The 14498-nt window shown below is 58.9% G+C and carries 16 protein-coding genes; 9 read left to right on the top strand and 7 right to left on the bottom strand.

What is annotated here, in order from left to right:
• Positions 1 to 262: 262 nt before the first annotated feature.
• Positions 263 to 1462 (bottom strand): tyrosine--tRNA ligase, encoded by a 1200-nt coding sequence (gene tyrS / locus FIV39_RS17590; RefSeq protein ID WP_090401836.1) that lies wholly within the window; start codon positions 1460 to 1462, stop codon positions 263 to 265.
• 209 nt (positions 1463 to 1671) lie between these two features.
• Here tyrS and FIV39_RS17585 point away from each other — a divergent pair, with 209 nt between their 5' ends.
• Together FIV39_RS17585 and FIV39_RS17580 are read left to right on the top strand one after the other, a co-directional pair.
• Positions 1672 to 3090, top strand: coding sequence for a peptidoglycan DD-metalloendopeptidase family protein (locus FIV39_RS17585; protein ID WP_146371565.1), 1419 nt, complete (start codon positions 1672 to 1674; stop codon positions 3088 to 3090).
• A 3-nt stretch (positions 3091 to 3093) separates the two neighbouring features.
• A complete protein-coding gene (locus FIV39_RS17580) occupies positions 3094 to 4185 on the top strand; it encodes an anhydro-N-acetylmuramic acid kinase (protein ID WP_090401834.1) in 1092 nt (363 codons plus the stop codon).
• Between the two features lie 92 nt (positions 4186 to 4277).
• Here the strand turns inward: FIV39_RS17580 and erpA are convergent, their stop codons facing one another.
• The gene (erpA, locus tag FIV39_RS17575; protein WP_003176443.1) at positions 4278 to 4628 is read right to left on the bottom strand and encodes an iron-sulfur cluster insertion protein ErpA; all 351 of its coding nucleotides are present in this window, start codon (positions 4626 to 4628) and stop codon (positions 4278 to 4280) included.
• Between the two features lie 153 nt (positions 4629 to 4781).
• The gene (argC, locus tag FIV39_RS17570; protein ID WP_090401833.1) at positions 4782 to 5816 is read right to left on the bottom strand and encodes an N-acetyl-gamma-glutamyl-phosphate reductase; all 1035 of its coding nucleotides are present in this window, start codon (positions 5814 to 5816) and stop codon (positions 4782 to 4784) included.
• A gap of 135 nt (positions 5817 to 5951) precedes the next feature.
• Between argC and hemJ the strand changes: the two genes are divergently transcribed.
• The 6 genes from hemJ to coq7 all read left to right on the top strand — a co-directional run bounded on the left by hemJ (position 5952) and on the right by coq7 (position 10399).
• Complete coding sequence (gene hemJ / locus FIV39_RS17565) at positions 5952 to 6380, top strand: protoporphyrinogen oxidase HemJ (protein ID WP_090401832.1); 429 nt, start codon at positions 5952 to 5954, stop codon at positions 6378 to 6380.
• 24 nt (positions 6381 to 6404) lie between these two features.
• Complete coding sequence (locus FIV39_RS17560) at positions 6405 to 7367, top strand: NAD(P)H-dependent flavin oxidoreductase (RefSeq protein WP_090401831.1); 963 nt, start codon at positions 6405 to 6407, stop codon at positions 7365 to 7367.
• Between the two features lie 69 nt (positions 7368 to 7436).
• Positions 7437 to 8399 (top strand): DUF805 domain-containing protein, encoded by a 963-nt coding sequence (locus FIV39_RS17555; protein WP_090401830.1) that lies wholly within the window; start codon positions 7437 to 7439, stop codon positions 8397 to 8399.
• Positions 8400 to 8461: 62 nt separating this feature from the next.
• On the top strand, positions 8462 to 9250 hold the full coding sequence (locus FIV39_RS17550; RefSeq protein WP_090401829.1) for an SDR family NAD(P)-dependent oxidoreductase: 789 nt from the start codon (positions 8462 to 8464) through the stop codon (positions 9248 to 9250).
• 46 nt (positions 9251 to 9296) lie between these two features.
• Positions 9297 to 9635: a histidine triad nucleotide-binding protein gene (locus tag FIV39_RS17545; RefSeq protein ID WP_090401828.1), complete on the top strand. Its 339-nt coding sequence runs from the start codon at positions 9297 to 9299 to the stop codon at positions 9633 to 9635.
• Between the two features lie 116 nt (positions 9636 to 9751).
• The gene (gene coq7 / locus FIV39_RS17540; protein ID WP_090401827.1) at positions 9752 to 10399 is read left to right on the top strand and encodes a 2-polyprenyl-3-methyl-6-methoxy-1,4-benzoquinone monooxygenase; all 648 of its coding nucleotides are present in this window, start codon (positions 9752 to 9754) and stop codon (positions 10397 to 10399) included.
• A 62-nt stretch (positions 10400 to 10461) separates the two neighbouring features.
• Here coq7 and FIV39_RS17535 read toward each other — a convergent pair whose 3' ends face one another.
• Positions 10462 to 10884: an OsmC family protein gene (locus FIV39_RS17535; RefSeq protein WP_005792019.1), complete on the bottom strand. Its 423-nt coding sequence runs from the start codon at positions 10882 to 10884 to the stop codon at positions 10462 to 10464.
• A gap of 245 nt (positions 10885 to 11129) precedes the next feature.
• Here FIV39_RS17535 and crp point away from each other — a divergent pair, with 245 nt between their 5' ends.
• Positions 11130 to 11774, top strand: a complete 645-nt coding sequence (gene crp / locus FIV39_RS17530) for a cAMP-activated global transcriptional regulator CRP (protein WP_027605892.1) — start codon at positions 11130 to 11132, stop codon at positions 11772 to 11774.
• Here crp and FIV39_RS17525 read toward each other — a convergent pair.
• From FIV39_RS17525 to trpD, 3 genes are all read right to left on the bottom strand, one after another.
• A complete protein-coding gene (locus FIV39_RS17525; RefSeq protein ID WP_090401826.1) occupies positions 11771 to 12466 on the bottom strand; it encodes a lipoate--protein ligase family protein in 696 nt (231 codons plus the stop codon). The genes crp and FIV39_RS17525 overlap by 4 nt on opposite strands.
• A 142-nt stretch (positions 12467 to 12608) precedes the next feature.
• On the bottom strand, positions 12609 to 13445 hold the full coding sequence (gene trpC, locus FIV39_RS17520; protein WP_090401825.1) for an indole-3-glycerol phosphate synthase TrpC: 837 nt from the start codon (positions 13443 to 13445) through the stop codon (positions 12609 to 12611).
• Entirely contained in the window at positions 13442 to 14491 is a 1050-nt protein-coding gene (gene trpD, locus FIV39_RS17515) for an anthranilate phosphoribosyltransferase (protein ID WP_065938244.1), read from the bottom strand. Before trpD ends, trpC begins: the two co-directional genes overlap by 4 nt.
• Between the last annotated feature and the right edge of the window lie 7 nt (positions 14492 to 14498).

Genomic DNA, 14498 nt, shown 5'->3' with positions numbered 1-14498 from the left:
CGTTAGCGGGAGGCGAATTCTACAGCGTTACACGCTGCTGTCAACACCTCTTTTTCTGCGCTTTCGACCGAGAAGATCGAATCGTTAATAGCGTCAAACAACACGACCCCATCAACTTCTTCTGGGCCTCGATGAACTGAAGCAAATCGCTGCCTAATCCTGCATAACCCTTTGTTTACCAAGGAGTTTTACGTTTCGACTGCGCCGGAAGTGGGGCGAATTATAGACAGATACAATTCGCCGTCAACAGTTAATTTCGGGTTTATTCGGATTTGAGCGTAATACGCGCAAATGCCTTCTTCCCCGCCTGACAAACGTGGGTAGCGCCCAGCTCGTATATAAAGGTGCGATCCACCACTTCACCATCTATACGCACACCGCCAGACCCCAGAAGGTCTCGCGCAACCGCCGAGTTCTTAACCAGGCCCGCTTTATTAAGGACAGCAGCAATCGGCATGGCCTCAGAAGCAGTCAATTCAATCTCGGGCAGATCATCCGGCAGCTCGCCATCCTTCATGCGGTTACCCGCCGCACGGTGAGCACTGGCCGCAGCCTCCTCACCATGGAAACGCGCAACGATCTCTTCCGCCAGTTTGATCTTCACGTCACGCGGATTGGCACCCGCCTCCACATCCGCACGCAGCGCATTGATCTCATCCATCGAGCGAAAGCTCAACAGCTCGAAGTAGCGCCACATCAGGGCATCCGGGATAGAGACCAGCTTGCCGTACATCACACCCGGAGCTTCCTGAATACCGACATAGTTGCCCAGGGACTTGGACATCTTCTTGACGCCATCCAATCCTTCCAACAACGGCATGGTCAGGATGCACTGAGCTTCCTGCCCATAAGCACGCTGCAACTCACGCCCCATCAGCAGATTGAACTTCTGATCGGTGCCACCCAACTCGACATCGGCGCGCAGCGCTACCGAGTCATACCCCTGAACCAGCGGATACAGGAACTCGTGAATCGCGATCGGTTGATTGGTTGAATAGCGTTTGTCGAAGTCATCGCGCTCAAGCATGCGCGCTACGGTGTACTGGGACGTAAGGCGAATGAAGTCCGCCGGCCCCATCTGATCCATCCAGGTAGAGTTAAACGCCACCTCGGTCTTGGCCGGATCAAGAATCTTGAATACCTGGGTCTTATAGGTCTCGGCATTATCGAGAACCTGCTCACGGGTCAGTGGCGGGCGTGTCGCACTCTTACCACTCGGATCGCCGATCATCCCGGTGAAATCGCCTATAAGGAAGATCACCTGATGCCCCAGCTCCTGGAACTGACGCAGCTTATTAATAAGCACGGTATGACCCAGGTGCAGGTCCGGGGCCGTCGGATCGAAACCAGCCTTAATACGCAGGGGTTGGCCACGCTTGAGCTTTTCGATCAGCTCGGCCTCGACCAACAGTTCTTCCGCACCACGTTTTATCAGCGCTAGCTGCTCTTCAACCGACTTCATAACAGACCCGCAAGGCTCAGATTCAAAAGGGAACCAACCATACAAGATCAGGGACTAATTACAAGTTTTGCCCTGCGCACGGACACCGTTCAGCGAGCTCAGCGTTCGCGAGCTTGCGCCCCAGATGATTTGGTTATATTTTATACAGTTATTTCATCTTCATCATGTCATTCATCTTTTCCATTTCATCTTCAAAGTCAAAATTACCTATGACCACTGAACCGTCTAAAGCGCCGCCGCTTTACCCGAAGACCCACCTGCTCGCTGCAAGTGGTATCGCCGCCCTTCTCAGCTTGGCACTCCTGGCATTCCCTTCCAGTGACGTAGAAGCCAAACGAACATCCCTGAGCCTTGACTTGGAGAGTCCGGTTGAGCAACTGACACAAGATCAAGACGCTTCCGATGCCCAAAAAGCCACAAATACTCCAACTGAATCGCCTTTTGCCCAGATCGAAAACACGCCGGAAGATACCCAGCAAGCCGCTCAAGAACAGCAAACGCCCGTAGCAGACGCCGCCAGGAACCCTCAACACCGCGAAGTAATCGTGGCGAAAGGCGATACGCTCTCTACCCTGTTCGAGAAAGTAGGCCTTCCCGCGGCCACCGTTAACGACGTGCTGGCCAGCGATAAACAAGCCAAGCAATTCACCCAGCTCAAACACGGCCAGAAACTTGAGTTCGAACTGACACCAGACGGTCAGTTGAACAACCTGCACACTAACGTCAGCGATCTTGAAAGCATCTCCCTGACCAAGGGCGCCAAAGGCTTTGCGTTCAACCGCATCACCACCAAGCCAGTCATGCGTTCCGCCTACGTTCACGGCGTGATCAACAGCTCGCTGTCGCAATCTGCCGCTCGCGCCGGCTTGTCCCATAGCATGACCATGGACATGGCCAGCGTGTTTGGTTACGACATCGATTTCGCCCAGGACATCCGTCAGGGCGATGAATTCGACGTAATCTATGAGCAGAAAGTCGCCAACGGCAAAGTGATCGGCACCGGCAACATTCTCTCCGCACGCTTCACCAACCGCGGCAAGACCTATACCGCCGTGCGCTACACCAATAAGCAAGGCAACAGCAGCTACTACACCGCCGATGGCAACAGCATGCGCAAGGCCTTCATCCGCACCCCGGTGGATTTCGCTCGTATTAGCTCGCGTTTCTCCATGGGTCGCAAGCATCCAATTCTGAACAAAATCCGCGCCCACAAAGGCGTCGACTATGCCGCACCTCGCGGTACGCCTATCAAGGCGGCCGGTGATGGCAAGGTCCTGCTCGCAGGGCGTCGTGGTGGCTACGGCAACACGGTGATCATCCAGCACGGCAACACCTACCGCACCCTGTACGGCCATATGCAAGGTTTCGCCAAGGGTGTGAAAACTGGCGGCAATGTCAAGCAGGGCCAAGTGATCGGTTATATCGGCACAACTGGCCTGTCCACCGGCCCGCACTTGCACTATGAATTCCAGGTCAATGGTGTGCACGTTGACCCATTGGGCCAGAAACTGCCGATGGCCGACCCGATCGCCAAGGCCGAACGCGCGCGCTTTATGCAACAGAGCCAGCCTCTGATGGCGCGCATGGACCAGGAGCGCTCCACCCTGCTTGCCTCGGCGAAGCGTTAAGGTATGCCGTTCTATATAGGTGTGATGTCCGGGACCAGCCTCGATGGCCTGGATATCGCCCTGATCGAACAAGACTCGGCGGTCAATCTGATCGCCACCCACTACACCCCCATGCCGGATACCCTGCGCGCAGAGCTGTTAAGCCTGTGCGCCAGCGGCCCGGATGAGATTGCCCGCTCAGCGATTGCCCAGCAGCAATGGGTCACCCTCGCCGCCCAAGGCATTCACACTTTGCTCGACCAGCAAAACCTCAAGCCTCGGGAAATACGTGCAATCGGCAGCCATGGCCAGACCATCCGCCACGAACCCGCCCGTGGTTTTACCGTGCAGATCGGCAACCCGGCGCTGCTTGCGGAGCTGACGGGCATCGCCGTAGTCAGCGACTTCCGCAGCCGCGATGTCGCCGCCGGCGGGCAGGGCGCGCCTCTGGTGCCCGCGTTTCATGAAGCGTTGTTTGGCGAAAGCACCGGCAACCGTGCAGTGTTGAATATCGGGGGCTTCAGCAATCTCAGCCTGATCGAAACCGGCAAGCCCGTAGCTGGCTTCGACTGCGGCCCAGGCAATGTCCTGCTGGACGCCTGGATTCAACAACAGCGTGGCGAACACTTTGACCGTGATGGGCAGTGGGCGGGTAGTGGCAAGGTCGAGCCTCAACTACTCGCGGCACTACTCAGCGATCCATTCTTCCTGACCAAAGGCCCGAAAAGCACCGGCCGTGAAGTGTTCAACCTCGGATGGCTGCACCAACACCTTGGTCGCTTGCCGGCCTTTGCCCCCCAGGACGTACAGGCCAGCCTGCTGGAGCTGACCGCCCTGACCATCGTCGAGGCCCTGCAAACCGCACAACCCCAGACAGCAACGCTACTGGTCTGTGGCGGGGGCGCCCATAACACCACAATGATGAACCGCCTGGCGGCGTTGTTGCCGTCCACTCAAGTCAGCAGCACCGCCACGCACGGCGTAGACCCCGACTGGGTCGAAGCCATGGCCTTCGCCTGGCTGGCTCATTGCTGCCTGGAAGGCATTGCCGCCAACCGGCCCAGTGTCACCGGCGCACGTGGGCTACGGGTACTTGGCGCGATCTACCCCGCCTGACGACCACCTCGCCAGAATCGCAGACAGCAAAACGCCGCTTGGCCGATCAAAGCCAAGCGGCGTTTTTTATTTGTTGTGGATCAGGCTGTCGATCAGATCGAGAACGAAGAGCCGCAACCACAGGTGGTGGTAGCATTAGGGTTCTTGATCACGAAACGCGAACCCTCCAGACCTTCCTGGTAATCCACTTCGGCGCCTGCCAAGTATTGGAAGCTCATCGGATCCACGACCAGGCTTACGCCCTCGCGCTCAACAATAGTGTCATCGTCGGCCACATCTTCATCGAAGGTAAAACCGTACTGAAACCCTGAACAACCGCCGCCCGTAACGAATACGCGCAGCTTCAAGCGATCATTACCCTCTTCATCGACCAGGCTCTTCACCTTGTGCGCAGCACCGTGGGTGAATTGCAAAGCCGTGGGGGTGAAGGATTCAACGCTCATGCTGATAATCTCCCGGCGTAGCGCCGCCATATGCGTAATGGCGGACATTATCCGCTTCTCCTAGAAAAGCGGTCAACTATTAAGGGAGCAACGGCAAGCTTCAAGCCGTCAGCTCCAAGCTTGCCGCTGACAACTTGAGGCTTGCGGCTGGCTTTAAGGCAACATACCGGCGTGGGACAGACCCAGCTTTTCATCCAGGCCAAACAGGATGTTCATGTTCTGCACCGCTTGGCCCGACGCGCCCTTGACGAGGTTATCGATCACCGACAACACCACCACCAGGTCACCATCCTGCGGGCGGTGCACTGCAATACGGCACACGTTAGCGCCCCGCACGCTGCGGGTTTCCGGATGGCTGCCGGCAGGCATTACATCGACGAACGGTTCGTTGACATAGCGCTTTTCAAACAACGCCTGCAGGTCCACCGAGCGATCAACCACAGTGGCATACAACGTGGAATGAATGCCACGAATCATCGGCGTCAGGTGTGGCACGAAGGTCAGGCCTACGTCCTTGCCGGCGGCGCGACGCAGACCTTGGCGAATTTCCGGCAGATGGCGATGCCCTTTTACTGCGTAGGCCTTCATGCTTTCCGACGTCTCGGAGTACAGGGAACCTACAGCGGCTCCACGACCGGCGCCGCTGACACCCGACTTACAGTCTGCGATCAGGCGCGAAGCATCCGCCAGCCCGGCCTCGAGCAACGGCAGAAAGCCCAGTTGCGTGGCCGTCGGATAGCAACCCGGCACCGCGATCAAGCGCGCCTGCTTGATCTGCTCACGATTGACTTCTGGCAGCCCGTACACCGCCTCTTCCAACAGTTCCGGTGCACCGTGAGGCTGGCCGTACCACTTGGCCCATTCGTCGGCGTCTTGCAGGCGGAAGTCAGCCGACAGGTCGATGACCTTGGTGCCAGCGGCCAGCAGTTCGCCCGCCAACGCATGGGCAACGCCGTGAGGGGTGGCAAAGAACACCACATCGCAGGCGCCAAGGGTGTTGATGTCCGGAACGCTGAACGCCAGGCCATCGTAGTGGCCTCGCAGGTTCGGGTACATATCGGCCACGGCCAGGCCGGCCTCGGATCGAGAGGTAATGACCACCACCTCAGCTTGCGGATGCTGAGCCAACAGACGCAGCAATTCGACACCGGTGTAACCCGTGCCGCCGACGATACCGACCTTGACCATAAACCTGCCCTCAACGAACCCACTGGAAAGCCGTCGATAATAGGGGCCGCATCGTCCTGGGACAACCGTCAACGTGACGTACGGGCGCATGAGCCACTACTATCTTCGCTACCGTGAACCTGGGAATAACTAAAAATGCTTTATCTATGGGTCAAAGCCTTCCATATCGTCAGCATCGTCTGCTGGTTTGCCGGGCTGTTCTACCTGCCACGCCTGTTCGTCTACCACGCTCAAAGCGAGGACACCGTCAGCAAGGAACGCTTCAGCGTCATGGAGCGCAAGCTGTACCGCGGCATCATGGGCCCGGCGATGCTGGCCAGCCTGGTGTTCGGTATCTGGCTGATAGTCCTTAACCCCGGCATCTTTCAATCGGGCGCCTGGATCCACGCCAAGCTGACCCTGGTAGTGTTGCTGATTGGTTACCACCACATGTGCGGCGCGCAGGTAAAACGCTTCGCCCGTGGCGAAAACACCCGCAGCCATGTCTTTTATCGCTGGTTCAATGAAGTCCCGGTTCTGATATTGCTGGCTATCGTAATTTTGGTCGTGGTCAAACCGTTCTAACTTCACTTACTCGGGGTACTTCCAATGTCGCTGCCCGCTCTGCTTGAACAACGTCTGCGCCTGCCCGTGGTGGCTGCGCCGATGTTCCTGATTTCCAATCCGCAACTGGTTCTGGCCTGCTGCCGCAATGGGGTGGTCGGGAGTTTCCCGGCGCTCAACCAGCGCGAGAGCAGTGGCTTCAAGGCCTGGCTGGAGGAAATCGAAGCGGGCCTGGCGCAGTTGGGCAATCCCGCGCCCTACGCCGTCAACCTGATCGTGCACAACAGCAACCCTCGCCTGCAGGCGGACCTGGCGATCTGCGTCGAGCACAAGGTGCCGATCGTGATCACCAGCCTGGGCGCGGTGAAAGAACTGGTAGATGCGGTGCACAGCTATGGCGGCCTGGTATTCCACGATGTCACTACCCGGCGCCACGCCGAAAAAGCCGCCGAAGCCGGCGTGGATGGCCTGATCGCCGTGGCCGCAGGCGCCGGCGGCCATGCCGGTACCTGGAGCCCGTTTTCGCTGATCGCAGAGATTCGTCAATTCTTCGATAAAACCCTGCTGCTGGCCGGCTGCCTCAATCACGGCCATGAGATACTCGCCGCCCAGTTGCTGGGGGCAGACCTGGCCTATTTCGGCACACGTTTTATCGGTACCACTGAAAGCCACGCGCCGGATGCGTATAAAGAGATGCTGCTCACATCGCGCGCCGCCGACATCGTGCACACTCCTGCTGTCTCCGGCGTACCCGCAAGCTTTATGCGCCAGAGCCTGGAAAATGCCGGTTTCGACCTCGCTGCCCTGCAAGGCAAAGGCGAAGTAAACTTCGGCTCCAAGCTCAAGCCGCTGAGCGACGAAGCCAAGGCCTGGAAGACCGTATGGTCCGCCGGCCAAGGTGTCGGGGAGATTAATGATTTACCCAGCGTAGATGAACTCGTTGCCCGCCTGGATGCCGAATACCGCAAGGCGCGCGAGCAGGCGGCACAGTTACGCTGGCCACGCTGACCCAACCGCAAGGCCTGCCATTTGAGCAGGCCTGCACTACCCCACTGATTCCGTGACAAGGATGCCCGCATGAGCGACAACCGTTTCAAGATTGTGTTTGATGGAGCCTTGCTCCCGGGTGTCGAAAGCACCACGGCCAAGCTGAACCTGGCTGAACTGTTCAAGAGCACAGTCGAGGAAATCGAGAAACTCTTCACCGGCCGCCCGGTTGCACTGAAGCGCGACCTGTCCCGGCCCGACGCCGAAACCTACCTCACCGCGCTGAAAAACGCCGGGGTGGACGCGCGTATCGAGGCCGAACAGCCCGTAGCCTTCAGCCTTGCCGAAACCCATGAGACCGATTCCGGCGCTGCGGACTTCTCGCGCCCTGCCGCGTCCCCGTACGCACCGCCGCGTGCTGCCGTTGGTGAAAGCCTGCCGGAATACGCCACCCTCAAGGTCTTCACCATCAATGGCCGTATTGGTCGTCTGCGGTACCTGGCATGGACGCTGGTACTGACCGTGGCCATGCTCGTCGCAGCAGGCATCCTCAGTACCGTGGGCTTCGCGATCGCAACCGCGTCGCCGACGATAGCCATTATCATCGGCTCGCTGCTGGGCTTCGCGCTGTTCGTCGCGGTGGTGGTCGTGAGCGTGCAGATCGGCGTGCAGCGCCTGCACGATCTGGGCTGGTCTGGCTGGTTGTACCTGCTGAACCTGGTACCGCTGGTGAACAGTATTTTCCCGCTGCTGCTGTTGGTAGTGCCAGGTAACACCGGCGCCAACCAGTACGGCGCACCACCACCGCGCAACTCCACCGCAGTGAAGGTCCTGGCCTCACTGTGGCTGGCATTCATTCCGCTGATGCTCATCCTCGTGGTGTCGCTGGGCATGAACGGCTACCTGGACCAACTCGAAGCCAACGTGGACAGCAGCTACGAAAGCAGCTCCATCACCTCCGATGAAGACGCCGACCAAAGCGTGATCGTCGATGAAGAAGACGTGCAAAGTGCTGACGACGCGGCCGAACCTGTAGACTCTCCAGAACAGTAAAGAAACGCCCCGCGCCTGTGATGCCTCCATCCCAGGCGCGGGGCGTTGCGATGGAGAAAGGCATGACCCGTTACGCTCTGATCACCGGTGCCTCCAGCGGCATCGGCCTGGCTTTGGCCGAAGCCCTGGCCCGTCGCGGCCGCAGCTTGATTCTAGTGGCCCGCCAGCGTGATCAGTTGGAAAGCATTGCAATCGAATTGACCCAACGCTTCGGCGTCGAAGTACTGTTTCGGGCGTGCGACCTGGGCGAGCCATTGCGCTTGTCCGGGTTCCTGCTGGAGCTGGAAGAAGGCGAGCGGCAGATCGACTTGCTGGTGAACTGCGCTGGGATTGGCACCAGCGGGCCGTTCCTGGCTCAAGACTGGATGACCGAACAAGACCTCATCGAAGTCAACATCCTCGCCCTCACCCGCATGTGTCACGCCCTGGGCAATACCATGGCGCTGCAAGGTGGCGGGCAGATTCTCAACGTCGCCTCGGTCGCCGCGTTCCAACCCGGGCCTTGGATGAGCAGCTATTACGCCAGCAAAGCCTATGTGCTGCATTTCTCCGAAGGCTTGCGCGAAGAACTGAAGACCTGTGGCATCAAGGTCTCGGTGCTTTGCCCCGGCCCTACGCGCACCGCCTTCTTTGGTACAGCGCAAATGGACACCCCCAAGCTCGAGCGCAGCAAGCAATTGATGAGCCCGGAAGAAGTGGCCCTCTACACCGTGCGTGCGCTGGAAAAGAACAAAGCCATCATCATTCCTGGGCGACGTAATCGCTGGCTGGCCTTCAGCCCGCGTTTCAGCCCGCGCTGGCTGACTCGCAAGATCGCCGGTGCGATCAACAAGGCCTATTGCCCGCGCTGATCGCCTGGGTACACTCACCTTGCACTTTCATAATGGAGAAACAGCTGTGGATACTCTGTTCACCAAGATCATCAACAGAGAAATACCCGCGAAGATTATCTATGAGGATGACCAGGTCCTGGCCTTCCACGATATCGCCCCTCAGGCACCCGTGCATTTTCTGGTGATCCCAAAGAAGCCGATCCGCACCCTTAATGATCTCAAGGAAGAAGATAAAGCACTGGCGGGGCATATCCTGTTCACCGCCCAGCGCCTGGCCCTTGAACTGGGCTGCGAGGAAGGTTTCCGAGTGGTCATGAACTGCAATGAGAAAGGCGGGCAAACCGTCTATCACATCCATATGCACGTACTGGGTCAGCGCCAGATGAATTGGCCGCCGGGCTGATAACCTGTTCAAGCGGGTCGTGGTCCCAGGCTGCGACCCCATGCCATTGACTCAGCGCAAACGCTTCATCCTCTCTTGCGGTAAACTGGCCGCCGAGATTCTTCCCGGAGGTCAGCATGACTACCCAACGTCACTACTCGCCAATTGACCGTCTGTTGCTGCAAGCCGACATGGCCATGCGCACACTGCTGCCCTTCAGCGGCCAACCGTACCGCCCGTCGCCCGCCATCGTGCAGCCTGACGCGCAGATGAGCGAGACCGAGACCCGCCATGTCGCAGGCCTTATGCGCATCAACCATACCGGTGAAGTCTGTGCCCAAGCGCTGTATCAGGGCCAGGCCCTGACCGCGAAGCTTCCGCAGGTGCGCGCAGCCATGGAGCATGCGGCCGAGGAAGAAATCGATCACCTGGCTTGGTGCGAGCAACGTATTCGCCAGTTGGGCAGCCATCCCAGTGTGCTCAACCCGCTGTTTTACGGTTTGTCATTCGGCATCGGCGCGGCTGCCGGCCTGATCAGCGATAAGGTCAGCCTCGGTTTTGTCGCCGCGACTGAACAACAAGTGTGCAAGCACCTGGATGAACACCTGGAACAACTGCCGACCGAAGACGAAAAGTCCCGGGCGATTCTTGAGCAGATGCGTATCGATGAAGAGCACCACGCCGAAAGTGCATTGGATGCCGGCGGTTTCCGCTTCCCGGCGCCGGTGCGATTCGGCATGAGCCTGCTGGCCAAGGTCATGACCAAAAGCACCTACCGCATCTGACTAAACCTGCGGCTGCAAAAAAGGGCGCTATCCAAGCGCCCTTTTCTTTTGCCGATTGGCGGTCAACCCAACTCGATGATCTCGTAATCATGGGTGATGGCCACACCCGCCGCGCCGAGCATGATCGACGCCGAGCAGTACTTCTCGGCCGACAGCTCGATGGCGCGCTTAACCTGGGCTTCTTTCAACGCCCGGCCCTTCACCACAAAGTGCATGTGGATCTTGGTGAACACCTTGGGATCTTCAGTGGCGCGCTCGGCTTCCAGGAAGGCTTCGCAGCTTTCCACGGCCTGGCGGGATTTCTTCAGGATGCTGACCACGTCGAAATTGCTGCAACCGCCCACACCAAGCAGGAGCATTTCCATCGGGCGTACGCCCAGGTTACGGCCACCGGCTTCCGGCGGGCCATCCATGACCACAACATGGCCACTGCCCGACTCACCGAGGAACATGGCTTCGCCCGCCCATTGGATGCGTGCCTTCATCGCCCAGACTCCACTGCTAAAAAAGGGTCGCCAGCTTAGCACAGGGCCTGGGCGCCACCGCGTTTCCCATCAAAGCGATCAATAACCGGGCTGACTCAGTAAATTCGCTAATCGAGTCAGAATGTGTCTGTTAAGCTGGCGCCAAATGAGTGGCGTATTGCCACCCTTTATACAACGTGTATCAATGCCGATACCGCTGAGTACAACAACTCCAACCACCTCGCGCTGCCTTTCGGGATACAACCATGGTTGCTCTTACGCCCATACCCAAGATCAAGAATCTCGACAAGTTGCTGATGCACTGCCAGCGCCGGCGCCACCCGGCCAAGCACAACATCATCTGCGCCGGTGAGCGCTCCGAAACACTGTTTTTCATTATCAAAGGCTCGGTCACCATCCTGATCGAGGATGAAGACGGCCGCGAAATGATCATCGCCTACCTGAACACAGGGGATTTTTTCGGCGAGCTGGGACTGTTTGAACAAGCAGGCAAGGAGCAGGAGCGCAGCGCCTGGGTGCGGACGAAGGTTGAGTGCGAAGTGGCCGAGATCAGTTACGCAAAATTTCGTGAACTCGCCCAGCAGGACCCCGACATCCTCTACGCCCTCAGCGGGCAAATCGCCCAGCGCCTGCGGGATACCACACGCAAAGTCGGCGACCTGGCGTTCTTCGACGTCACTGGTCGAGTCGCCCGCTGCCTGCTGGAGCTGTGCAAACAGCCCGATGCAATGACTCACCCCGACGGCATGCAGATCAAGATCACCCGTCAGGAAATCGGGCGCATTGTCGGCTGTTCACGGGAGATGGTCGGCCGCGTGCTCAAGGATCTGGAAGAGCGCAACCTGGTGCACGTCAAAGGCAAGACAATGGTCGTGTTCGGTACCCGTTAACCCGGCAGGAAACTGGCCAGCATCTGACGGTACAAGGTGTCCAGCCGGCTGATTGCATCCGGCGCGGCGAAGGCTTCGTGCAGGGCGATATGGCTGTCGGCGCGAACCCGCTGCTCCAGGCCGCAGGCTTCGTTGAAGCGATTGACCGCCGCGATCAGTTCTTCGCGATCGTTATCCAGCAACAACGCACCGTGCACCAACCCCACCGGGCGGCCCCCGCTTTGCCGCCAGCGCTGGGCAGTGCCGACCATTTTGCGCCCGTTGAGGTTGACGTTGTAACGACCGTCGCAGAATGCACCTTCGATTTCCCCGACGGAGGCATCGCCGCCCAACTCGATCAGCAAGTCGCAGATTGGTTGGCACAAACGCAAGTAGCCAGTTTCGATACGATTGTGATCGCCTTCACTGCGCGGCGGTGCGTAGACCAAGGCGATATTGACCGTAGCGCTGGACTGCGGCACCGGTTCGCCGCCAGTTTCGCGCAAAAGCACCGGCCAACCGACATCCGCAGAGACGCGGCTGGCGAGATCAAAAGCAGGCAATCGGCTCAAGCGGCGCGGCATCACCAATGCCTGATCACTGGGCTGCCAGAACAACAAACCGAACCCCTGCTCACCCGCGCAAACGGCCGCCAACAAGGCTTGCTCGGCGGCAAGGCCTGCTTCAACACGCATCGACACTGGCTGGATCAAAGGGCACCTACCTATCTGAATAAACACAAACCCAAACGTGGGAAGGGGCTTGCCCCGATAGCGGTGTGTCAGTCAAGAATGCTCCAACTGAACCGCAGCCATCGGGGGCAAGCCCCCTCCCACATTTTGATCGCATTTCAAATCAATCGAGAGTAGAACCGCTGACCGCCACGGCACGCTCCGGGAAGAACAGACGCTGCAGTTCCGCCCCAGGGTTCTCGGCGCGCATGAAGGTCTCACCCACCAGGAACGAATAAACGTCACTGATTTCCATCAGTTCCACATCAGCACGGTTGACGATGCCACTTTCGGTAATCACCAGGCGGTCGCGCGGAATACGCGGCAGCAGATCGAGGGTGTTTTCCAGGCTGACTTCAAAGGTGTGCAGGTTACGGTTGTTGACCCCCACCAGCGGTGTGTCGAGGGTTTTCAGTGCGCGCTCCAGCTCATCGCCGTCGTGCACTTCCACCAGCACATCCAGCCCGACGCTTTTGGCCACGGCCGCCAGCTCGGCCATCTTCACATCATCCAATGCGGAGACAATCAGCAACACACAGTCGGCGCCCAAGGCGCGGGCTTCAATGATCTGGTACGGATCAACCATGAAATCCTTGCGGATCACCGGCAACTTGCACGCGGCACGGGCCTGCTGCAGGAACAGGTCGGAACCCTGGAAAAAATCGATGTCAGTGAGTACCGACAGGCAAGTCGCCCCGCCCTTCTCGTAGCTGACGGCGATTTCGGCCGGTACAAAGTTTTCGCGAATCACGCCTTTGCTCGGCGACGCTTTCTTGATCTCGGCGATCACGGCCGGCTGCTTGAGCTTGGCCTGGGCGATCAACGCCTTGGCAAATCCACGCGGTGCGTCAGCGGCTTTCGCTTGGGCTTCCAACTCGGCCAGGCTCACACGGGCACGGCGCTCGGCGACTTCTTCAGCCTTGCGGGCGAGGATTTTTTCCAGAACGGTCGGCACACTCATCCTTCATTCTCCATCTTGAATACGGCGGTGAATGCTCCCAGCTCTTCGAGCTTTTCGCGAGCCAGACCGGTGTGCAGCGCATCGTGGGCCAATTCGACACCTTCCTTAAGACTATAGGCATGATCGGCTGCGTAAAGTGCCGCGCCAGCATTCAGAACAATCATTTCCGCAGCCTTTTGACCGTTCTCGGTCTTACGACGCCCCAGGGCATCGCGAATCAGCTCCAGGGACGCCGCCGGGCTTTCCACCGCCAAGCCGTGCAGGCTCTGGCTCTTCATGCCCAGGTCTTCCGGCTCGACCCAGTATTCGGTGATCTGGTCATTCTTCAGCTCCGCCACAAACGTTGGCGCGGCCAGGCTGAACTCGTCCAGGCCGTCTTTGGAATGCACCACCAGCACATGCTTGCTGCCCATGCGTTGCAGCACTTCAGCCAAGGGCCGGCACAGCGCCTGGCTGAACACGCCCACCACCTGGTGCTTCACACCGGCCGGATTCGTAAGCGGGCCGAGCATGTTGAACAGGGTACGCAGGCCAAGGTCTTTGCGCGGGCCGGCGGCGTGCTTCATCGCACCATGATGGGACTGGGCAAACATAAAGCCGATGCCGACGTTGTCGATGCAGCGCGCCACTTGTACCGGTGTCAGGTTCAGGTAGATGCCGGCCGCTTCCAACAGGTCGGCACTGCCGCTCTTGCCGGACACCGCGCGGTTACCGTGCTTGGCCACGGTGCAACCCGCCGCCGCGACCACAAAGGAAGAGGCCGTCGAGACGTTGAAGATGTTCGCACCGTCACCGCCGGTGCCGACCACGTCGACCACGCCGTCGAGGGTCTTGAGCTCGACCTTGTCCGCCAGCTCACGCATCACCGAGACGGCGCCGACGATCTCGTCGATGCTTTCGCTCTTCATGCGCATCGCCATCATGAACGCGCCGATCTGCGCGTCGGTGCATTGACCGGTCATGATTTCGCGCATCACATCGCTCATTTCAGCGGTGCTCAGGTCCAGATGGCCGACGATACGGCTCAGGGCAGTCTTGATATCCATGGAAAGT

Origin of the sequence: Pseudomonas grimontii, assembly GCF_007858185.1 — a bacterium.
GTDB classification, from domain to species: domain Bacteria; phylum Pseudomonadota; class Gammaproteobacteria; order Pseudomonadales; family Pseudomonadaceae; genus Aquipseudomonas; species Aquipseudomonas grimontii.
This window is presented reverse-complemented; position numbering and strand designations above follow the sequence as displayed.